At 74.1% G+C, this 20,562-nt stretch carries 22 protein-coding genes and 1 pseudogene; 16 read left to right on the top strand and 7 right to left on the bottom strand.

Translation table 11 applies throughout. The features are described from left to right. Positions 1–66 precede the first annotated feature (66 nt). The 3 genes from CELF_RS01945 to CELF_RS19335 all read left to right on the top strand — a co-directional run bounded on the left by CELF_RS01945 (position 67) and on the right by CELF_RS19335 (position 2,874). A complete protein-coding gene (locus tag CELF_RS01945; RefSeq protein ID WP_013769565.1) occupies positions 67–1,134 on the top strand; it encodes an epoxide hydrolase family protein in 1,068 nt (355 codons plus the stop codon). 166 nt (positions 1,135–1,300) lie between these two features. Further along, positions 1,301–1,903 (top strand): flagellar brake protein, encoded by a 603-nt coding sequence (locus CELF_RS01940; RefSeq protein ID WP_013769564.1) that lies wholly within the window; start codon positions 1,301–1,303, stop codon positions 1,901–1,903. 173 nt (positions 1,904–2,076) lie between these two features. After that, positions 2,077–2,874, top strand: coding sequence for a hypothetical protein (locus CELF_RS19335; RefSeq protein ID WP_013769563.1), 798 nt, complete (start codon positions 2,077–2,079; stop codon positions 2,872–2,874). A 108-nt stretch (positions 2,875–2,982) separates the two neighbouring features. Here CELF_RS19335 and CELF_RS01930 read toward each other — a convergent pair whose 3' ends face one another. After that, positions 2,983–3,645 carry a maleylpyruvate isomerase family mycothiol-dependent enzyme gene (locus CELF_RS01930; RefSeq protein WP_232014285.1) on the bottom strand — a complete coding sequence of 221 codons (663 nt, stop codon included), beginning with the start codon at positions 3,643–3,645 and terminating at the stop codon, positions 2,983–2,985. A gap of 104 nt (positions 3,646–3,749) precedes the next feature. Here CELF_RS01930 and CELF_RS01925 point away from each other — a divergent pair, with 104 nt between their 5' ends. Continuing rightward, complete coding sequence (locus tag CELF_RS01925) at positions 3,750–4,379, top strand: DinB family protein (protein ID WP_013769561.1); 630 nt, start codon at positions 3,750–3,752, stop codon at positions 4,377–4,379. 30 nt (positions 4,380–4,409) lie between these two features. Here the strand turns inward: CELF_RS01925 and CELF_RS01920 are convergent, their stop codons facing one another. Together CELF_RS01920 and CELF_RS01915 are read right to left on the bottom strand one after the other, a co-directional pair. Further along, positions 4,410–5,003 (bottom strand): TetR/AcrR family transcriptional regulator, encoded by a 594-nt coding sequence (locus CELF_RS01920; RefSeq protein WP_013769560.1) that lies wholly within the window; start codon positions 5,001–5,003, stop codon positions 4,410–4,412. Continuing rightward, positions 5,000–5,602 carry a sugar O-acetyltransferase gene (locus CELF_RS01915; protein ID WP_013769559.1) on the bottom strand — a complete coding sequence of 201 codons (603 nt, stop codon included), beginning with the start codon at positions 5,600–5,602 and terminating at the stop codon, positions 5,000–5,002. Before CELF_RS01915 ends, CELF_RS01920 begins: the two co-directional genes overlap by 4 nt. A gap of 122 nt (positions 5,603–5,724) precedes the next feature. Here CELF_RS01915 and CELF_RS01910 point away from each other — a divergent pair, with 122 nt between their 5' ends. The 4 genes and pseudogenes from CELF_RS01910 to CELF_RS01900 all read left to right on the top strand — a co-directional run bounded on the left by CELF_RS01910 (position 5,725) and on the right by CELF_RS01900 (position 9,312). Continuing rightward, a complete protein-coding gene (locus CELF_RS01910) occupies positions 5,725–6,051 on the top strand; it encodes a YciI family protein (protein ID WP_013769558.1) in 327 nt (108 codons plus the stop codon). A gap of 21 nt (positions 6,052–6,072) precedes the next feature. After that, a pseudogene (locus CELF_RS21555) lies at positions 6,073–6,723 on the top strand (hypothetical protein); the annotation flags it as partial. A gap of 67 nt (positions 6,724–6,790) precedes the next feature. Next, on the top strand, positions 6,791–9,055 hold the full coding sequence (locus CELF_RS01905) for a carbon starvation CstA family protein (protein WP_013769557.1): 2,265 nt from the start codon (positions 6,791–6,793) through the stop codon (positions 9,053–9,055). Beyond that, positions 9,052–9,312: a YbdD/YjiX family protein gene (locus CELF_RS01900; protein ID WP_013769556.1), complete on the top strand. Its 261-nt coding sequence runs from the start codon at positions 9,052–9,054 to the stop codon at positions 9,310–9,312. Before CELF_RS01905 ends, CELF_RS01900 begins: the two co-directional genes overlap by 4 nt. 5 nt (positions 9,313–9,317) lie before the next feature. Here the strand turns inward: CELF_RS01900 and CELF_RS01895 are convergent, their stop codons facing one another. After that, positions 9,318–10,082 carry a DinB family protein gene (locus CELF_RS01895; RefSeq protein WP_013769555.1) on the bottom strand — a complete coding sequence of 255 codons (765 nt, stop codon included), beginning with the start codon at positions 10,080–10,082 and terminating at the stop codon, positions 9,318–9,320. Positions 10,083–10,360: 278 nt separating this feature from the next. On the opposite strand from CELF_RS01895, the gene CELF_RS20705 reads away from it, so the two are divergent. The 3 genes from CELF_RS20705 (at position 10,361) to CELF_RS01880 (ending at position 12,013) form a co-directional block, all read left to right on the top strand. Continuing rightward, positions 10,361–10,591 carry a dihydrofolate reductase family protein gene (locus CELF_RS20705; protein ID WP_049791414.1) on the top strand — a complete coding sequence of 77 codons (231 nt, stop codon included), beginning with the start codon at positions 10,361–10,363 and terminating at the stop codon, positions 10,589–10,591. 83 nt (positions 10,592–10,674) lie between these two features. Further along, positions 10,675–11,310 carry a hypothetical protein gene (locus CELF_RS01885; protein ID WP_013769554.1) on the top strand — a complete coding sequence of 212 codons (636 nt, stop codon included), beginning with the start codon at positions 10,675–10,677 and terminating at the stop codon, positions 11,308–11,310. A 97-nt stretch (positions 11,311–11,407) separates the two neighbouring features. Further along, on the top strand, positions 11,408–12,013 hold the full coding sequence (locus CELF_RS01880) for an NADPH-dependent FMN reductase (protein ID WP_013769553.1): 606 nt from the start codon (positions 11,408–11,410) through the stop codon (positions 12,011–12,013). Between the two features lie 42 nt (positions 12,014–12,055). Here CELF_RS01880 and CELF_RS01875 read toward each other — a convergent pair whose 3' ends face one another. Continuing rightward, a complete protein-coding gene (locus tag CELF_RS01875) occupies positions 12,056–12,892 on the bottom strand; it encodes a class II glutamine amidotransferase (protein ID WP_013769552.1) in 837 nt (278 codons plus the stop codon). A 186-nt stretch (positions 12,893–13,078) separates the two neighbouring features. Here CELF_RS01875 and CELF_RS01870 point away from each other — a divergent pair, with 186 nt between their 5' ends. Next, on the top strand, positions 13,079–14,152 hold the full coding sequence (locus CELF_RS01870) for a zinc-dependent alcohol dehydrogenase family protein (RefSeq protein ID WP_013769551.1): 1,074 nt from the start codon (positions 13,079–13,081) through the stop codon (positions 14,150–14,152). A gap of 155 nt (positions 14,153–14,307) precedes the next feature. Continuing rightward, positions 14,308–16,011 (top strand): cellulase family glycosylhydrolase, encoded by a 1,704-nt coding sequence (locus CELF_RS01865; RefSeq protein WP_013769550.1) that lies wholly within the window; start codon positions 14,308–14,310, stop codon positions 16,009–16,011. 63 nt (positions 16,012–16,074) lie between these two features. Here the strand turns inward: CELF_RS01865 and CELF_RS01860 are convergent, their stop codons facing one another. Beyond that, the gene (locus tag CELF_RS01860; RefSeq protein WP_013769549.1) at positions 16,075–16,596 is read right to left on the bottom strand and encodes a GNAT family N-acetyltransferase; all 522 of its coding nucleotides are present in this window, start codon (positions 16,594–16,596) and stop codon (positions 16,075–16,077) included. A 324-nt stretch (positions 16,597–16,920) separates the two neighbouring features. Between CELF_RS01860 and CELF_RS21335 the strand changes: the two genes are divergently transcribed. The 3 genes from CELF_RS21335 (at position 16,921) to CELF_RS01845 (ending at position 19,798) form a co-directional block, all read left to right on the top strand. After that, complete coding sequence (locus CELF_RS21335; protein ID WP_013769548.1) at positions 16,921–18,858, top strand: glycoside hydrolase family 11 protein; 1,938 nt, start codon at positions 16,921–16,923, stop codon at positions 18,856–18,858. Between the two features lie 191 nt (positions 18,859–19,049). Further along, on the top strand, positions 19,050–19,547 hold the full coding sequence (locus CELF_RS01850; RefSeq protein WP_013769547.1) for a DUF2975 domain-containing protein: 498 nt from the start codon (positions 19,050–19,052) through the stop codon (positions 19,545–19,547). Further along, a complete protein-coding gene (locus CELF_RS01845; RefSeq protein ID WP_013769546.1) occupies positions 19,547–19,798 on the top strand; it encodes a helix-turn-helix domain-containing protein in 252 nt (83 codons plus the stop codon). Before CELF_RS01850 ends, CELF_RS01845 begins: the two co-directional genes overlap by 1 nt. 59 nt (positions 19,799–19,857) lie before the next feature. Here the strand turns inward: CELF_RS01845 and CELF_RS01840 are convergent, their stop codons facing one another. Then, complete coding sequence (locus CELF_RS01840) at positions 19,858–20,418, bottom strand: YqgE/AlgH family protein (RefSeq protein WP_041553309.1); 561 nt, start codon at positions 20,416–20,418, stop codon at positions 19,858–19,860. Positions 20,419–20,562: the final 144 nt, after the last annotated feature.

Here is a 20,562-nt window from a genome sequence, read left to right as displayed (position 1 = left end):
CTTATACGTTAGCCCCGGACGGACGCCCTGTCGAGGGGTGTCGGACGCGGTCGCTACCGTCGCGCGATGGAGCCCGTCACCGCGCACCTGCCCGAGGGGACGCTGGCCGACCTGCGGGCCCGCCTGGCCCGGACCCGTTGGCCCCCGACGCTGCCCGAGGTCGGCTGGGACCGCGGCGTGCCGGCCGACGTCCTGCGCGACCTCGTCGACGCCTGGCTCCGGCACGACTGGACGCCCTGGCAGGACCGGCTCGACGCGCTGCCGCAGGTCGTGACGCACGTCGACGGCCAGCGCGTGCACGCGCTGCACGTGCGCAGCCACGACCCCGACGCGCTCGCGCTCGTCCTCACGCACGGCTGGCCCGGCTCGATCCTTGACTGGCTGCCCGTCGTCGAGCGGCTGCGGGACACCTTCCACCTCGTCGTCCCCAGCCTGCCCGGGTTCGGCTTCTCGACGCCGTTGGCCGGTCCCGGCTGGGACTACCCGCGCATCGCCCGCGCCTGTGCCGCGCTCATGGCACACCTCGGGTACACCCGGTACGGCGCGGCCGGCGGTGACTCCGGCTCGATCGTCTCGCCGTGGCTCGCGCGCGTGGACCCCGTGCACGTGGTCGGTGTCCACGTGCACGGGTCGCTCGACGTGCCGGACGTCGACGCGTCTTTGCTCGACACCGCCGAGGCCGAGCGCCTCGCCGCGGCCCACCGCCGCACGGCCGAGGACACCGGGTACGCGGTGCTGCAGGGCACGCGCCCGCACACCGTCGCCTACGCGCTGCACGACTCGCCGGTCGCGCAGCTCGCGTGGGTCGCGGACAAGGTGCACGACTGGGGCGCCTGGCCGCCCGACGTCGACCACCTGCTCGCCACGGCCACGCTGTACTGGTGCACCGGCGCCGGCGCGACCTCCGCCCACCTCTACCGCGAGACGCGCGGCGCGCCCCCGCTGCCGCCGAGCGACGTCCCCACCGCGGTCGCGCTCTTCCCGACCGACCCGACGGTCCGCCGCGTCGCCGCGCAGCAGCACCGCCTCGTGCGGTGGACCGAGCACGCCGCCGGCTCGCACTTCGCAGCCGTCGACGCGCCCGACGCGCTCGCCGCGGACCTGCGCGCCTTCTTCGACCCGCTCCGGCGCTGACCTGGGCCTTCGTCGCGGGGTGACGGACCCGGCCGTGGGCTACCGTTCCGCCGATCGGCTACGTCGCACGGACACCCCTCAGCACCCCGCGATACCCGCCGATCCGACAGGCACGGGACAGCACCGCTCGCCTCGCGGCTGCCGCCCTCGACCGGACGGACAGACCATGCACGACCTCGCACGCTGCGCCCTCTCGGCCGGTGACCGCGTGATCGAGGGCTTCGTCGTGGAGTGCGACGACGGCACCATGACGGTCGGCACCGAGCTCGGCGCGAGCGGGACGCTGCAGCCGGGCACGGACGTCAAGATCCTCGTGCTGGACGACGTGCGCGGCGAGGTCCGGTACAGCGGCTGGGTCACCGAGGTCGGCCTGACGCGCCTGCACGTCACGGACCTGGAGCTCACGTCGATGCTGCAGAAGCGCAAGGTCGCGCGCGTCCGCATCGCGCAGATCTGCACGGGCACGGTGGTGTCGGGCGACGCGGAGCCGGAACCGGTCACGTTCGTCGTCGTCGACGTCGGTGCGCACGGCATGCGCATCTCGACCGCCGCGACCCTGCGCGAGCACGACCGGATCGACTTCCGCTTCCCCGCCGGCGACCGCGTCGTCCCGCTCGTGGCCGAGGTGCTGCGGCGGCAGCGCACCAGCTCGGGGGCGACGCAGTACGGGTGCCGGTTCGTCGAGCTGGGCGAGCGCGAGTCCGACGACCTGTTCCGCTTCGTGCTGCGGACCCAGCTCGAGCAGCGCCGCAGCCGGCTGCACTCCTGACGCCGCGCCGCCGGCGCGGGTTGCGGAGGTGCCGGCGTCCGCGGTCCCAGGTCACAGCTTGGACACCGTTCTCCGAAACCCGTCACACAGCGGGTGCACAGGCTGTCACGATGACGGGCCGCCCCGGACCGCGGCGGCACCCCACCCAGCGGTCCGGCACCCCAGGAGGTCCCGTGCGTCCCCGTCCCCTCGTCGCCCTGAGCGCCACCGCGCTGCTCGCCGTCACGCTGACCGCCTGCTCCTCGGCGGAGCCCGAGCCGGCCGCCGCGTCGCCCTCGAAGACGGCCACGGCGACACCCACCCCGACGCCCACGCCGACCGTCGAGCCGCTCAGCGCGGCGAACGTGGTCGCCCGCCTCGACGCCGCCTCGAACGCGCAGACGAGCTACGACACGACGATCGACGAGACGGGCAGCGCGCCGTTCCACGGCACCGCGTCGGTCGACTTCGCCGGCGGCAAGCGGAACATCGCGATGGTGGGGTCGATGCCCGACGGCGACATCGAGATCCGGATCGTCGACGGCCTGCTGTTCGTGCGCATGCCCGCGCTCCTCGGCGAGAAGTACTTCCAGGTCGACCCGGCGGACACCAGCAACCCGCTGGCGGAGCTCGGCACGCTGCTCGACGAGCTCGACCGCAGCGAGTTCTCGGGCATGGAGCAGGCGATCGTCTCCTTCGACCCCGTCGGTGCTCCCGAGGACCTCGGCGGCGTGACCGTGCAGCCGTACCAGCTGGTCGTCGACACCACGAAGATCGCCCCGGAGGTGGCGGCCGGGATGCTGCCCGAGGGCGTCGCCGCCCTCCCGCCGACCCTCACCTACCAGTACTGGGTCTCGGACGACGACCTGGTGCACAAGGTCGCCTACGACATCGCGGGCAACGGGACGACGATCACCTTCGCAAACTACGGCGCGGGCGCGCCCGTCACCGCTCCCCCGGCCGACCAGGTCACCACGGAGATGCCCTTCTGACGGCACGGGCGGCCGCGCCCGGCAGGGTCGCGGCCGCTCGTCCCGCGGGACCACACGGGCACGGGGCCGGCACGGGACCAGCACCGTGGCGTCGCGCCCAGCCTGACGTCAGCCGCAGCGCGCCCGGAGGGTCGCGACGCCCGGACCGGTCAGGTCGTCGCAGAAGTCCGCCCGACCGGCGATCGCCATCGTCAGCGCGAGCGTCGGGCCCTGGACCGGCTCGGTGCCGTCGCCCGCCCGGAACGGGCCGTCGGTCGCCTCCACCCGCAGGCCCCGGACCGCCGCGCGGCCGTCCACGGTGAGGTCCCGGCCGACGAACAGCTCGGCGACCGCGGTCGACGCGGCCACCGGCACCGCGGACGGCAGCCCGAGCGGCCGCCGGACGTCCTGCGCGTGCACGACGACCTCCCCGAGCCACGCGGCGGCGGGACCGGGTGGGGCGGTCGTGCTGCGCACCACGGCCCGGAAACGGGCCAGCGTCTCCTGCGGCGACGCACCGAGGTGCTCGGCCAGCCGCCGGTCGTTGTGCACGGCGAAGTCGAACCGCGCCCCGGCGACGCTGCGCAGCCACGCCGCGCGACCGTGGCTCGCGGCCGCCGTCAGGTGCGCGACCACGTGGCGCACCGACCAGCCACGGCACAGCGACGGCGCGTCCCACTGCGCCTCGGTCAGGAGCGCGAGGTCGTCCGCGAGTGCCGCGCGCTCGGCGTGCACGGCACGCCACAGGGGGTCACGGGAGCGGGGACGCAGGACGCCGGTCGACAGAGGCACGACACGGAGCATCGCAGAGCCGACCCACACCCGCCGCCGCGGCCCCGCCGCGGGTGGGCAGGGCCGCACTCCCCGGCGTGGGTGGCCCGCAGTACCGTCGCGGCATGGCTGACGAGGGCGTCCCGGACCGGCTCGCGCCGTTGCTCGCGCAGTACGACTGGGCGAGCGAGCGGCTGCTGGCGCGGCTCACGGGGCCGGACATGGACAGCGGCGACGGCGAGCGGGTCGCCGTGCCTCCGCTCACCGACGCCGAGTACCTCTGGGAGCCCGCGCCGGGCGCCTGGTCGGTCCGGCGGAAGGTCGACGGGCCGGGCCCGGGGGCGACGGTGCTGGTCGGTGCCGGGGACTGGGGCCGAGACGGCGGGCGCCCGCACCCCTGGCCGCCTCCCGTGACGACGATCGCGTGGCGCATCGCGCACGTGGCGGAGATGCTTCTCGGCCGTGCGGAGTACACGGTCGGCAGCCGGCAGGGGTCCGAGGCGGACCTCGTCTACCCGGGGGACGCCGACGGCGGCGTGGCGCTGCTGGCGCGCGGGGTCGCCGCGTGGCGCGAGGCCCTGGTGACGGCGGACGACGCGGCGCTCGACGAGGTCGGCCGCTGCACGTACCCGGACGGCGACGACGCCGACCAGCCGTTCCTCGAGATCGTCTGGTGGGTCAACCAGGAGGTGCTGCACCACGGTGCGGAGATCGCGCTGCTGCGTGACCTGCACGGCGCGCTGCACCGGTCCTGACGTCCGCCGGGCACCGCCCGGTCGCGCCCGTCACCCGGCCGCCGGTCCGGGCGGAGCGGCCACGGGCCCGGCCGGTGCCCGCGTGACGAGCGCGACGGCGTGCCGCACCTCGTCGCGCTCGTGCGGCTCGGTGTCGAGCGCGCGGTGGATGGTCAGGCCCTCGATCAGCGCGTCGAGCAGCCGCGCCGTCGCCGGGTCGAAGTGCCGTTCGAGCGCGTGCCGGCTGCGGGCCATCCACGCGTGCGTGAGCCGCCGGTAGCGGGGGTCGCGCGCGGCGAGCGTGTAGAGCTCGTGCGTGAGGACGAGCTCGCGGGGGTCGGCGAGGAGGTCGACGGTGATGAGCTCGACGACGGCCCGCCGGGCCTGCTCCACGTCCGCGGCACCGCCGAGGTACGTCTCGAAGCGGTCGCTGATGCGGCGCGTGAAGCGCTCGAACGCCTCGTGCAGCAGCTCGTCGACGCCGTCGAAGTGGTACGTGAGCGAGCCGAGGGGGACGTCCGCGGCGGCAGCGATCCGGCGGGTCGACGCACCGGCGACACCGACGTCCCCGACCACGTCGAGGCACGCGTCGAGGATCCGTTCCCGCCGCTCGGGGTCGTGCCGCCGCGCGCGCCGTTCGGTCACGCCGGCTGCTCCTCCCCGATGCGACGCACGACGCGGGCCGGGTTGCCGACGGCGACGACGTTCGCGGGCAGGTCGCGCACGACGACCGAGCCGGCGCCGACGACCGTGTTCTCGCCGATGGTGACGCCCGGGCAGACGATGACGCCGCCGCCGAGCCACACGTTGTCGCCGAGCGTGATCGGCTGCGCGGCCTCGAGCTTGTCCCGTCGGGGCTGCGGGTCGACGGGGTGCGTCGGGGTGAGCAGCTGGACGTTCGGGCCGATCTGGCAGTCCTCGCCGATGGTGATCGTCGCGACGTCGAGCGCGGTGAGGCCGGAGTTGACGAAGGTCCGGGCTCCGACGTGGATGTTCTCGCCGTAGTCGACGGCGAGCGGCGGCTTGATGAACGCGCCCTCCCCGAGGCTGCCGAGCAGGTCGGTGAGCAGCAGGCGGGCGGTGGCGTCGTCGGACGCGACGACCGCGCGGTGGTACGCGTCGACGAGTGCGGTCGCGCGGCGCGCGATGCGCTCGTTGTCGGGGTCGTCGGCGATGTAGAGGTCGCCGGCGAGCATCCGCTCGCGGTTGGTGCGCGGGTCTCCGGCGAAGTGGTCGGTGCTCATGGCGACGAGCGTAGCCGCGTTATGTACGAACGAACATATCGTCGCCGTCGAATCCGCGCACGCCCGGGCGTCATCCTGGCGAGAGCGCCCGAGCACGGGCGGCCAGGGAGAGGGAGACGACGATGCGGTTCCTCCTGTCGGTGATCCACGACGGCACGGACCTCGCGACGGACGCCGAGAGGGCGGCGATCGACGCGTTCAACGACGGGCTCCGTGCGCACGGCCACTGGGTGCTCGCCGGTGGTCTGGGCGCGCCGACGACTGCCGTCGTCGTCGACCACCGCGGCGACGGCGAGCCCGTCGTGACGGACGGGCCGTTCGTCGAGACGACCGAGTTCGTCGCCGGCTTCTGGGTCGTCGACGCCCCGGACCGGGACACCGCGCTCGCCCTGGCCACGGCCGGGTCGCACGCGTGCCGCCGCACGGTGGAGCTGCGGGCGTTCCTCTGAGGTCGCACCGCGCCGCACCGGATGCGCGGGCGACCGCACCGACGCACCCTGGTGCCCGGCTGCACCGCCCGGGCGCGGCCGGGTGACGGCCCTGCGGCCGCGAGGAGGCGGACCGTGGACCAGCCGGAGGCACCCGACCGGTCCGGCGCCGGCTCGCGCCGCGCGGGTGACGCGGTGCGCCTGCTCGCGGCGGTCAGCGTCGTCGTCGGCGGGCTCTGGCTCGGCGCGGTGGCCGCGGCGCTGTTCCTGCTCGTCCTCGGCGGCACGGTGCTGCCCCGTCGGCTGGGCACGCCCGCCCGGCTCGACGCCGCGTACGGCGTGGCGCTGCTCGCGTCGGGCTGGGCCGCTCAGCTCGGGTGGTACGAGCGGGTGTGGTGGCTCGACGTCCTCGCGCACACCGTCACGACGGGGCTGATCGCGGCCGTCGCCGTCCTCGCGGCCGTGCGGCACGGGGTCGTCGCCGACCCGCGCGACGCGTCCCTCGCCCACCCGGTCGCCGGGTGCGTCGTCGTCTCGACCGGCGTGGGCGCGACTCTTTCGCTGCTGTGGGAGATCGGCGAGTGGCTCGGGAACGCCTACCTCGACCCGACGATCAACGTCGGGTACACCGACACGCTCGGGGACCTGGTCGCGGGGGCCGTCGGGTCGCTCGCCGCCGGCGCCTGCCTCGCCCGGTTGCGGAGGTCGGCGCCCCCGCGTAGCGTGACCGGCGAGTCGACGACGACGCCAGGGGGCAACGATGGTCGAGCGCAACGACGCGCGCACCGGGACCGAGCTGATCCGTACCGACCCGGCACTGCCGCCGGTCGCCGTCGTGGAGCGCGGGCCGGTGCCCCCGGCCCGGCGCGCCGTGCTGGCCGCCGTCGCCGTCGTCGGGGCCGTCGCGTGGTCGGTCCTCGCGCTCGCGCGCGGGGAGAGCGTCAACGCGGTGTGGTTCGTGTTCGCGGCCGTGTGCACCTACGTCATCGGGTACCGGTTCTACGCGCGGCTCGTCGAGGCCAAGGTGGTGCGGCCCCGCGACGACCGGGCGACCCCCGCGGAGCGGTACGACAACGCCAAGGACTTCATGCCGACCGACCGGCGCGTGCTGTTCGGCCACCACTTCGCGGCCATCGCCGGCGCGGGTCCGCTCGTCGGGCCCGTGCTCGCCGCGCAGATGGGCTACCTGCCCGGGACCGTCTGGATCATCGTCGGGTGCGTCCTGGGCGGTGCCGTGCAGGACTACCTCGTCCTGACGCTGTCCGTGCGCCGCCGCGGCCGCAGCCTCGGGCAGATGGCGCGCGACGAGCTGGGCCGGTTCGGCGGCGTGGCGGCGCTCGTCGCGGTGCTCGTCATCATGATCATCCTCATCGCCGTCCTCGCCCTCGTCGTCGTCAACGCGCTGGCCGAGAGCCCGTGGGGCGTCTTCTCGATCGCCATGACCATCCCGATCGCCCTGTTCATGGGCGCGTACCTGCGGTTCCTGCGGCCCGGGCGCGTGTCCGAGGTGACCGTGATCGGCGTCGCGCTGCTGCTGCTCGCGATCGTCGCCGGCGGCTGGGTCGCCGAGACGTCGTGGGGGCAGGACTGGTTCACGCTCAGCCCGGTCGCGCTCGCGTGGTGGCTCGCGGCCTACGGCTTCGCCGCGTCGGTGCTGCCCGTGTGGCTGCTGCTCGCGCCGCGCGACTACCTCTCGACGTTCATGAAGGTCGGGACGATCGTGCTGCTCGCGGTCGGCATCCTGCTCGCGCGGCCCGAGGTGCAGGCGCCCGCGGTGTCGTCGTTCGCGCTGCGCGGCGACGGGCCCGTGTTCGCCGGGGCACTGTTCCCGTTCCTGTTCATCACCATCGCGTGCGGCGCGCTGTCCGGCTTCCACTCGCTCATCGCGTCCGGCACCACCCCCAAGCTCCTCGAGAAGGAGAGCCAGGCGCGCGTCATCGGGTACGGCGGGATGCTCACCGAGTCGTTCGTCGCGGTGATGGCGCTCGTCACGGCGGTGGTCATCGACCAGCACCTGTACTTCGCCATGAACGCGCCCGCCGGCGCGACCGGCGGCACCCCCGAGACCGCCGCGGCGTACGTGAACGGCCTCGGGCTGGGCGGCACACCCATCACCGCGGGCGAGATCGCGGGCGCCGCCGAGTCCGTCGGGGAGGAGTCCGTCGTCTCCCGCACCGGCGGCGCCCCGACCCTCGCGTTCGGCATGTCGCAGGTGCTCAGCACCGTGCTCGGCGGCAGCGGCCTCGCGGCGTTCTGGTACCACTTCGCGATCATGTTCGAGGCGCTGTTCATCCTCACGACCGTCGACGCGGGCACGCGCGTCGCGCGGTTCATGCTGTCCGACAGCCTCGGCAACGTCGGCGGGCCGCTGCGCCGGTTCCGCGACCCGTCGTGGCGCGTCGGCGCATGGGTCTGCTCGGTCGTCGTCGTCGCCGCGTGGGGCGCGATCCTGCTCATGGGCGTGACCGACCCGCTCGGCGGCATCAACACGCTGTTCCCGCTGTTCGGCATCGCGAACCAGCTCCTCGCCGCGATCGCGCTCACGGTGGTGACCGTCGTGGTCGTGAAGAAGCGGCTCTACCGCTGGGTGTGGATCCCCGCGCTGCCGCTCGCCTGGGATCTCGCGGTGACGATGACCGCGTCCTGGCAGAAGGTGTTCTCGGCCGAACCGCGCATCGGCTACTGGGCGCAGCACAGGGCGTTCCAGGACGCGCGCGCCGCGGGCGAGGAGACGTTCGGCGTCGCCGGGTCGCCTGCCGAGATCGACGCGGTCATCCGCAACACCGCGATCCAGGGCACGTTGTCGATCGTGTTCGCCGTGCTCGTGCTCGTCGTCGTGGCCGTCGGTGTCGTCGTCATGGTCCGGTCGGTGCGCGCGGGCGGCTCCCCGACGACCGAGGAGCCGGACGAGCCGTCCCGCCTGTTCGCCCCGCGCGGCCTGGTCCCGACCGCGGCCGAGCGCGCGGTGCAGGCGCAGTGGGACGCACGTGGCCGCGACGACGCAGCCGCGGGGGCACGGTCGTGACGCCGGCCGGCCCGGCCGCGACGCCCCACCCCCGCGGCGTCCCGCGCGCGAGCGGGACCGCGCTCGCCCACGCGGTCGTGCGCGCGGGCAGGGCGGTCCGCTGGTACACGACGACCCTGCTCGGCGACCACGACTACGCGCGGTACGTCGCGCACGTCGCCCGCACCCACCCGGGCAGCGAGCCGGTCTCGGAGGCCGCCTACTGGCGGGCCCGGCACGCCGAGCAGGACGCCAGCCCGGGCGCCCGCTGCTGCTGACGCCGTCAGGCGCCTGCGGGCGCCGTCTGCCCCGCGGCGATCGCGTCGAGGTCCCGCACCGCGAAGCGGTGGTGCTCCCACTCCTCCTCGAGGATCGTGTGCAGGCACGACAGGACCGTCTCCGGGTACGCGGGCGCCCACGGGTTGCGCCGCTCCGCCGCGAGCTCCTCCGGCGTCACCGTCGCGAGCAGGTCACCCACCATCGCGACGCGCTCGGCCCGGACCGCGAGCACCTCGTCGTACGTCGGCGCGGCCCCCGCGAAGATCGACATGTCCAGGCCGTCGTCCTCCGCCTCCGCATTCGCCAGCCCGAACGGGTGGTACGGCTGCTCGAGGCCCAGCACGGCCTTGCCGAGCCAGGTGTCGGTCGCCATCACCAGGTGCCGCAGCGTCTGCGCGAACGACCACTCCCCGTCGACGGACACGTCTACGGTGCCGGGCGGCATCCCGGCGACCCGCTCGAGCGTCCGCCCCCACGCCGCCTGCAGCGCCGCCCACGCCTGCCGCAGACCGTCCGGGTCGGCCGCGCGCCGCTGCCCGCGCCCCGGGAACCGGCGGTCCAGCTCCGCCTCGACGAACGGCACGACGTCCACCCCGTTCACGAGGAACCGGCCGTCGGGGAGCCACGGCGCGTCGACGTCCGCACCGTCGACGTCGACCCCGCGCATCACCGCTCCGGACAGCCGGGACCGCACGAACCGCGCGCCGCTCAGGTTCACGTCGACGAACTGCGCCCCCGTGAGGTCGTCGGACTGGTCGAACGTCGCCATGGTGTCTCCTCGTCGCCGGGGCACGCGCGGGCAGTGACCGCCCCGGTCTACCGTCACCGCGGCCGGCACGACAAGGGGTCGGGCCGGCGACGCCCGTCGCTGTCCTGCGCGCGACCGCACCACCCACCACGAGGTCGGGCTCGCGGCGGGCGTCGACGACGCGTACCCCCACCTGCGTCACCTCGTCGTCTCGACGACGCTGGCGTCCGTCCCTGCGCCGGCCGTCGAGCTGGTGCGCGAGGACGCGCTCGGGCGGGTGCGCGAGGACGCTCGGGCGGGTGCGGGCGCTGAAGGCGGAGGACGGCAAGGACCTGTGGCTGGTCGGCGGCGGGAAGCTGGCCCACGCGCTCCTGCCCGAGATCGACCGGCTCGTCGTCAAGCAGAACCGGTCGGTCATCGGCTCGGGTGTCCCGATGTTCGACGGCCCCTTCGCACCGCACCTGTTCCGGCCCGCGGGCGAGACGCTGCTGGAGTCCGGGGTGCGCGTCCTGACGTACGACCGCGCCTGAGGCGGTACGCCGAGGTCGTCGCGGACCCGTGGGGCCGGCGGACGCCCCGGGCCCGCGGCACGGCCCTGCCCTACCCTCGGCGGGTGCTCCGCTCCCGTGCCGCCGTCCTCGTCCTGCCCGTGCTGCTGCTGGCCGCGTGCTCGGGAGGGTCCGGCGGCGCGGACGCGACGCCGACGCCGGCCACCTCTGTCCCGGCCGCCTGGCTCGACGCGACCACGCAGGGGTGGTCGGACTCGGACGCGCACGGCGGGTCCGTGCCGGTCCTGAGCGGCGAGCCGTGCGTCCTCACCGACGAGGTCACCGCGCACGGGGCCACCGGGAGCACCGACCTCAGCGGGTGGGGACCCTACGGGGAGGACGCCGACGCGTTCCGGTACCTGTGCGAGTTCCGCGGCGACGACCTCAGCGCGCAGCTCCAGCTCATCCGCACGACGTCCGCGTCGGACGGCGCACGCACGGTCGAGCTGTTCCTCGACCAGGGGACGAGCACCGACCAGGAGAACGACCCGACGACCGTCGAGGTCGCCGGCGTCGACGTGCACGTCAACGTCCGCTGGTACCCGAAGACCGCGTACGGCGAGGTGACGGCGCTGTTCCACGACGAGGAGGCGGGAGCGCTCGTCCAGCTCGAGGTCACGTCGCTCGACGAGGACGCGCTCGCCGCGTACACGCCCGAGCAGGCGGCGACGGACCTGCTCGTGCAGCTCGGCCGCGCCTGACCCGCCCGGGTCGCCCCGGGACCGGCCTCGCGCGACGATCGACGGACGGTCACCGCCCGACCGTCCGGCCGGGGGGCCGCGAGGGGACGAGGGCACCATGGCCACCTACCAGATCGGTTACGTCGTCGGGAGCCTGTCGGCCGGGTCGATCAACCGGGTCCTGGCCCGGGCGCTCGTCCGGCTCGCGCCGCAGGAGCTGGAGTTCACCGAGATCCCGATCCGCGACCTGCCGCTGTTCGACTACGACCTCGAGGACGACTTCCCCGCCCCGGCGCGCGCACTCAAGGACGCCGTCGAGTCTTCGGACGGCATCCTGTTCGTGACGCCCGAGTACAACCGCTCGATCCCCGGACCGCTGAAGAACGCCATCGACTGGGGCTCGCGGCCGTGGGGCCAGAACTCGTTCGCGCGCAAGCCGACGGGCATCATCGGTGCCTCGCCGGGCGGGATCGGCACCGCGGTCATGCAGGCGTCGATGCGCAGCGTCCTGAGCTTCCTCGACGCGCCGCAGCTCAACGCCCCGGAGGCCTACGTCACCTTCCGCCCCGAGGTGTTCGGTGCCGACGGCGAGGTGCGCGACGCGTCGACGGCCGACTTCCTGCGGCACTACATGAGCGAGTACTGCGCGTTCGTGCAGCGGGTCCTCGCGGCGAACGCGCCGGGGCACATCGGCGACCCGGACGTCGACTACGCGCGCAAGTGAGCCGCCACCCCGTCCGCCCCGGCGGTGCCGCGTCCGGCGCGGTCAGCCCGGCGGGCGCGGCGCGAACGGCACGAGCTCGTCGACGCCGTCGCCGATGACGAGGCACGTCGACTCGGGGACCTCCAGCCACGCGCCGCGCAGGTCGCCGAGCGGCTCGGAGACGACGAGCCGCGTGTCGTCGGCCAGGTCGTGCAGCACGGGGTTGTCCGGGTACTGCTGGCGCAGCACGGTGACGTCGGCGTTGCGGAACAGCGAGCGCGACCGCCCCTCCGAGGAGTAGCGGAACGCCCACACGTGCCGCCCGTCGGTCGTCGCGAACGTGCCCTGCACGGGGAACGGCACGCCGTGCGCGCGGGCCACGTCCTCGACGACGCCGACGGCCGCCGCGACCGCCGACGGCGGGTCGTCGGTGAGCCCGAACGACAGCGCGAGGTGGAACAGCGTCTCGGAGTCGGTCGTGCCCTCGATGTGCGGGAACAGGTCGGGGGCGACCGCGAGCTGCAGGTCGCGCTTGAGCTCGAGGAACCGGTCGATCACCCCGTTGTGCATCCACAGCCACTGCCCGTGCCGGAACGGGTGGCAGTTGGTCTGCTGCACCGCCGTGCCGGTCGTCGCGCGGATGTGCGCCAGGACGACGCCGGAGCGCACGTGCCGCGCGAGCTCCTGCAGGTTCCGGTCGCTCCACGCCGGCTCGACGCTGCGGAACAGGCCGGGGTTCGGTGCGTGCCCGTCGTACCAGCCGACCCCGAACCCGTCGCCGTTCATGGGCTCCACCCCGAGGCGGCTGTGCCGGCTCTGCATGACGAGCGAGTTCGCGGGCTTGTAGAGCAGCTCGTCGAGCGTCACCGGGGAGCCCGAGTAGGCGAGCCATCGGCACATCGTCGCCTCCTTGCCGCGGACCCCGGAGGTGGGGCGCGCTCTCCCACCACCCTGGTGCCGCCGGCGGTCGACGCACCTCGCCCGTGCCGGGTGAGCACGCCACGTGTCCGGACCGGTCGGGACGCGTTCCTAGACTGGGCGCGGCCGTCGCCCGACGGCCGACCCGCCCCCCTCGGAGGAGCACTCATGCGCGCGACCGTCATCCACGGCGAGCGGGACGTCCGCGTGCAGGACGTCCCGGACCCGGTGCTGCTGGCCGACGGGAGCGGGCGGGACGCGGTCGTGCGGGTCGTCGCGGCGTGCGTGTGCGGGTCCGACCTGTGGCCGTACCGCGGCGTGGAGCGCGTGCGCGCGCCCAAGCGCATCGGGCACGAGTTCATCGGTGTCGTCGAGCAGGTCGGGGACGCCGTGCAGGGCGTCGCCGTGGGCGACGCGGTGATCGCGCCGTTCTACGTCTGCGACGGCACGTGCGTGAACTGCCGCAACGGCGTCTCGACGTCCTGCCTGAACGGCGGCTGGTGGGGCACGAAGGACACCGACGGCACGTCGGCGGACGGCGGGCAGGGCGAGCGCGTCCGGGTGCCGCTGGCCGACGGCACGCTGGTCGTCGTGCCGGGCGTGGACCTGGAGAGCGAGGAGGGCCGCGCGCTCGTCCCGCACCTGCTCACGCTGTCCGACGTCATGGGCACGGGCCACCACGCGGCGGTCTCGGGCGGCGTGCGGGAGGGGTCCACGGTCGCGGTCGTGGGTGACGGCGCGGTCGGGCTGTGCGCGGTCGCGGCGGCCCGGCGGCTGGGCGCGACGCGCGTGGTCGCGATGTCGCGGCACCCGCAGCGGCAGGAGCTCGCGCGCACGCTCGGGGCGACGGACGTCGTGCCGGAGCGGGGCGACGAGGGCGTCGCGCGGCTGAAGGAGATGTTCGACGGCGTCGGTCCCGACGTCGTGCTGGAGTGCGTCGGCACCAAGGAGTCGATGGACCAGGCGCTGCGGTCGGCACGTCCCGGCGGGCAGGTGGGCTTCGTGGGTGTCCCCGCGGGTGGTCCGGAGCTGCCGGTCGGGACGATGTTCTCGACGAACGTCGGCGTGCGCGGCGGCGTGGCCCCCGTGCGCGGCTACATCGGGGAGCTGCTGCCCGAGGTCCTCGACGGGCGCCTGCAGCCGGGCGTCGTGTTCGACCTGGAGCTGCCGCTCGAGCAGGTCGCCGACGCGTACGCGGCGATGGACGAGCGGCGCGCCACGAAGGTGCTGCTGCGCCCCTGACGTCGTGCCGCGCCTGCGGGGGCCGCGAATCGCTTCGGTGGGTGCGGTCCGGGCGGTTCCTCCCTACACTCCGTCGAAGCGCTTCGATCGACGCGGTTCAGAGCGCTGCCGGGTCGACGACAAGGGCGACGACGCCCCCGACGGAAGGTCCCCACGTGAGACGGGCTGTCCGCACCACCCTCGCCGCAGCGCTGGCCGCGCTGACCGTCGCCGTCGGCGTCGGGGCCCCCGCGCAGGCCGAGAGCGGGCCGAGGCCGACCGCCGCGGAGAAGGTCGTCGCCGCAATGCAGCCGGGCTGGAACCTCGGCAACACCCTCGACGCGGTCGGCGCCGACGAGACGGCGTGGGGCAACCCGCGGGTGACGCAGGATCTCTTCGACGCGATCGAGGACGAGGGCTTCCGGAGCGTCCGCATCCCGGTCACGATCGGCCAGCACGAGGGCCCGGCACCCGACCACACGATCGACCCTGCGACGCTCGACCGGGTCGAGGAGGTCGTGGGCTGGGCGCTCGACGAGGACCTGACGGTGCTGCTCGACGTCCACCACGACTCGTGGATGTGGGTCAACCAGATGCCGACCCGGCACGACGAGGTGCTCGCGCAGTTCCGCGCCACGTGGCAGCAGCTCGCCGACCGGTTCCGCGACCACCCGCGCACGGTGCTGTTCGAGAGCATCAACGAGCCGCAGTTCGCCGGCGTCGACGACGCGCAGTCGTACGCGCTGCTCGACGAGCTCAACGTCGCGTTCCACGAGGTCGTCCGGGCGACCGGCGGGCGCAACGCCGAGCGCGTCCTCGTCCTGCCGACCCTGCACACCGACTCGGGACAGGCGCGGCTGGACTCGCTCGTCGCGACCTTCGACGCGCTCGACGACCCGAACCTCGCCGCGACGTTCCACTACTACGGCTACTGGCCCTTCAGCGTGAACGTCGCCGGCGGCGACCGGTACGACGCCACCGCCCAGCAGGACACCGTCGGTGCGTTCACGCGCGTGAGCGACACGCTGCGGGCCCGCGGCGTCCCGGTGATCCTGGGCGAGTACGGGCTGCTCGGGTTCGACCGGCACACCGGCACGATCGAGCAGGGCGAGAAGCTGAAGTTCTTCGAGCACCTGGGTCACCTCGCGCGCACGACGGGCGTCACGACGATGTGGTGGGACAACGGCCAGCACCTCGACCGCACGTCGTTCCAGTGGCGCGACCCGGAGCTGTTCGCGCAGATCGAGTCGAGCTGGAAGCGGCGCTCGGGCACCGCGTCGACGGACCAGATGTTCGTCCGCCCCGGCGCGGTCGTCGACCAGCAGGTGACCCTCCAGCCGAACGGGACCACCGTCACAGGCCTGTACGCCGGCTCGAAGAAGCTCCGAGCGGGCCGCGACTACACGCTGGCGGGCGACACGCTGACGCTGCCCGCGGCGCTGCTCGGCCGGCTGACCGGCGACGGCGCCTACGGCCCGCAGGCCGAGCTGACGGTCCGGTTCTCGAAGGGCGTGCCGTGGCGCATCGACGTCGTCGGGGCTGACACTCCCGTCCTTGAGGCGGCCACGGGCACGACCGACGCGTTCTCGATCCCGACCGACTTCCGCGGCGACCGGCTCGCCACGATGGAGGCCCGCTACGCCGACGGCACGAACGCCGGACCCCACGGGTGGACGTCGTTCAAGGAGTTCGACGTGACGTTCGCGCCCGACGAGGTCGCCGGCGTGATCCTGCTGCGCCCCGCGTTCTTCGCCGAGGTCGCGGACGGCGCACCGGTCACGCTGACGTTCCACTTCTGGAGCGGCGACCGCGCGACCTACACGGTGCTCCGCGACGGCACCACGGTGACCGGCACGACGGTGACCGGCACAGCCGGCTGACGGCGCGGCGGGGGCGGGGTCGGGCCGCAGCGCGCCGACCCCGCCCTCGCACGTGTCGCGGGGTCAGCCCGGCACGGGCACGTCGTAGCGGCGGGTCGGACGCCCCTGCGGGTCGACGACGACGTCGCGCAGCACCCCGCCCGCCGCCTCGACGGTCCGGGCCGAGGCGACGTTGCCGTCCGCGCACGTCAGGACCGCCACGTCGACGCCCAGCCCTCGCAGGACGTCCAGGCAGCCCCGCAGGATCACGGTCGCGACGCCCTGCCGCCGGAATGCCGGGCGGACGGCGTAGCCGACGTGTCCGCCGACGACCTCGAGCTGCGGTGTCAGACGGTGCCGCACGGAGCCGCGGCCGGCAACCACGCCGTCGACGAGCGCCAGGACGAACGTCTCGGGCACGATCCCGACGGGCAGGGCCCGTCCGGTCTCGCGGTCCCGCATCATCGCGAGCCACCCGTCCCAGCCAGACCCGGCGAGCCCCGGAGCGAAGTCGACGCCGTCGGCCTCGAGCTCGGCCTGGGCGGCGCGGACGGCGCGCTCGTCGGCAGGTTCCGGTCGGCGCAGGACGACGGCGGGGCGGACCACGTCGTCAGCATGCCGGGTGCGACGCCTCAGGGCCAGGCGTGCGCGACCGCCCGCGCCAGGTATCGAAAGTTCTGCCGAGCATCGGTACCCGCGCCTCGCTGCTCGGCTGTTGCGCGCGACTCGGCTACCTAAACGGTTCGTCCCACGATCAGGGGGTTGCGTCCCGTCCAGCGTCGGCCAGACTCGGCGTCGATAACGATTTCTACGCGGCGGCCAGCACAGCGGTCGCCGCCGACGCCCCTGGCCACCGCGCCGCCACGGCGGGCCGGCTCTGCGCCACGGTCGTCCACGTCCCGTTCCGACGAGCGCACGAAGGAGTGCACGATGTCCGACAGTTTCGAAGCGACGCGCACCACGCGACGTCGCCGCCCGCTCCAGGCACTGACGGGCCTGCTGGCCGCCGGTGCCCTGGTCGCGGGCGCCCTCGCAGCAGCAAGCCCGGCCGCCGCGGCCGTCACGTCCAACACGACCGGCACGCACGACGGGTACTTCTACTCGTTCTGGACCGACAGCCCGGGCTCGGTCTCGATGGACCTCAACTCCGGCGGCGGGTACGCCACGCGCTGGAGCAACACCGGCAACTTCGTCGCCGGCAAGGGCTGGAGCACGGGCGGCCGCAAGACCGTGAGCTACTCGGGCCAGTTCAACCCGTCCGGCAACGCCTACCTCACGCTCTACGGCTGGACCCAGAGCCCGCTGGTCGAGTACTACATCGTCGACAGCTGGGGCACGTATCGGCCGACGGGCACCTTCATGGGCACCGTCACCAGCGACGGCGGCACCTACGACATCTACCGCACGCAGCGCGTCAACAAGCCGTCGATCGAGGGCGACAGCTCGACGTTCTACCAGTACTGGAGCGTCCGGCAGCAGAAGCGGACGGGCGGCACCATCACGTCCGGCAACCACTTCGACGCGTGGGCGTCCAAGGGGATGAACCTCGGCCGGCACAACTACATGATCATGGCGACCGAGGGCTACCAGAGCAGCGGCTCGTCCAGCATCACCGTGAGCGAGGGCTCCGGCGGCGGGGGCGGCGGCGACACGGGCGGAGGCGGCGGCAGCACCGGCTGCTCGGTCACCGCGACGCGCGCCGAGGAGTGGTCGGACCGCTTCAACGTCACGTACTCCGTGAGCGGCAGCAGCGCGTGGACCGTCAACCTCGCGCTCAACGGCAGCCAGACCATCCAGGCGTCGTGGAACGCGAACGTCACCGGCAGCGGCTCGACGCGCACCGTGACGCCCAACGGGAGCGGCAACACCTTCGGCGTGACCGTCATGAAGAACGGCAGCAGCACGACCCCGGCGGCGACGTGCGCGGGCAGCGGCGGCGGCACGGCGACCCCGACCCCCACGCCGACGCCGACGCCGACGCCCCAGTCCTGCTCGGCCGGGTACGTCGGCCTGACGTTCGACGACGGACCCAACACGGGCACGACCAACCAGATCCTCAGCACCCTCACGCAGTACGGGGCGACCGCGACGGTCTTCCCGACGGGCCAGAACGCGCAGGGCAACCCCTCGCTCATGCAGGCGTACAAGAACGCGGGCGTGCAGATCGGGAACCACAGCTGGGACCACCCGCACCTGGTCAACATGAGCCAGAGCGACATGCAGTCGCAGCTGACCCGCACCCAGCAGGCGATCCAGCAGACCGCCGGCGTCACGCCGACGCTGTTCCGGCCGCCGTACGGCGAGTCCAACGCGACCCTGCGCCAGGTCGAGTCCTCGCTCGGGCTGCGCGAGATCATCTGGGACGTCGACTCGCAGGACTGGAACAACGCGAGCGCGAGCCAGATCCGCCAGGCCGCGTCCCGGCTGACGAACGGCCAGATCATCCTCATGCACGACTGGCCGGCCGCGACGGTGCAGGCGCTGCCCGGCATCCTGCAGGACCTGCGCTCGCGCAACCTGTGCACGGGCCACATCTCGTCGAGCACGGGACGCGCCGTGGCACCGTCGTCCGCCGGTGGCGGCGGCGGGGGCGGCGGCGGGACCGGGTCGTGCTCGGTGAGCGCCGTCCGGGGCGAGGAGTGGGCGGACCGCTTCAACGTCACCTACTCGGTGAGCGGTTCGAGCAGCTGGGTCGTGACCCTCGGCCTGAACGGCGGCCAGTCGGTGCAGAGCAGCTGGAACGCGGCGCTGACCGGAAGCTCGGGCACGGTGACCGCGCGGCCGAACGGGTCCGGGAACTCGTTCGGGGTGACGTTCTACAAGAACGGCAGCAGCGCGACGCCGGGCGCTACGTGCGCCACGGGCTGACGCCCCCCTGAGCGGGAGGGACGACCGGCACCCTCCTGGCAACGAGGCCGTCCGCCGGCCACCTCGACCTGAGCGGGGTGGCCGCGGGCGGCCTCGGTCGTGCGCCGACCTTGTCCGATCGAACGCGGAACGATAGCCTTCTATCGTTATTCGATAGATCGATCCTCGATCGACGACCCTGTGAGGTGCCCATGGGCCGCTTGGCCATCCTCGCCCTGCGCGTGGTGATCGTGCTCGCGTTCACCGGCCTGCTGTTCGTGCAGGGCTTCCTCATGCCGCTGCTCGGCATCGACCTGCAGGAGGCCGGCCCCGAGGTCGCGCACCTGCGCTGGACCCTGCCCGTCATCGGCGCGCTCGCGGCACTCTGCGGCCAGGTGGCGCTCGTCGGCATCTGGCGGCTGGTGACGATGGTCCGCCGCGACACCGTCTTCTCCACGAAGGCGTTCCGGTACGTCGACGTCGTGATCGGCGCCGCCGTCGCCGCGACCCTCCTCGCGGTCGTCCTGTCCTTCGTCCTCGCCCCCGGCGAGGCCGTCCCGCCCGGCATGGTCATGCTCGTGGTCATCGGCGGCGTCGGCACCGCGCTCATCGCGCTCGTCGTCTTCGTGCTGCGGATGCTGCTGCTGCAGGCCGTCGCCCTCGACACCACCGCGACGACCCTGCGCGCCGAGCTCGACGAGGTGATCTGATGCCGATCGTCGTCGACATCGACGTCATGCTCGCCCGCCGCAAGATGTCGGTCGGCGACCTCGCCGACCGCGTCGGCATCACGCCCGCGAACCTCGCCGTGCTGAAGAACGGCCGCGCCAAGGCCGTCCGCTTCACGACGCTCGAGGCGCTGTGCGAGGTCCTCGACTGCCAGCCCGGCGACCTCCTGCGCTGGGAGCCCGCCGCCGCGGGCGACCCCGGCACCGACGAGGACCTGCGCTCCGTCGGCTGACACCGCGCGCGTCGCCCGGCCGCACCCGCCCGGCGCCGGCCGGGCGCCGCCTGCCGCGGTCAGTTCAAGGACGCGTCCTCCGCGAACGTCGACACGATCGCCAGGTCGCCACCCTGCCGACGCAGCACGCGCCGCCACAGCAGCTCCGGCTCCGGCGTCACCGCATCCGTCGACTCGGCGTCCAGCACGTACCAGGACCCTTCCTCGACCTCCGCCTCGAGCTGCCCCGGCCCCCAGCCGGCATGCCCTGCGAACACGCGGACGCCCGTCACGAGACCGTCGAGCTCCGCCGGGTCGGAGTCGAGGTCGACGAGCCCGAACGGCCCGACGAGCCGGTCGACGGTCCCCGGCAGCCTCGCCCCGGGCGGGGCGGTGACCACGCCGATGGCCCCGTCCAGACCGACCGGACCACCCTGGAACAGGGTCGACGGCACGCACACCGCCTCCTGCCAGGCGGGCAGGACGACGTCCACGTCGACGTCCACGGGCCGGTTGAGGACGACGCCGAACGCGCCCTCGTGCCCGTGGTCGAGCAGCAGCACCACGGTGCGGTGGAAGTTCGGGTCGAGCAGCCGGTTCTTGGCCACGAGGAGCCGACCGCTCAGTGAGCTGTCCGTCACGGTCCCATCATCCGCGCGCACCGCCCCCACCGCACCGCCCACCGGTCCGCCTCGGGGAGCGGACGCCAGGTCGGGCCCGAGGACGGAACCGGCGGACGGGGAGGCCGGGGGCGTTCGAGGAGGCGACGCCCCCGCGGGAGCGAG

Source organism: Cellulomonas fimi ATCC 484, from assembly GCF_000212695.1.
Taxonomy (GTDB): domain Bacteria; phylum Actinomycetota; class Actinomycetes; order Actinomycetales; family Cellulomonadaceae; genus Cellulomonas; species Cellulomonas fimi.
Note: the sequence above shows the minus strand (reverse complement) of the source record. Positions and strands in the feature narration are given on the sequence as shown.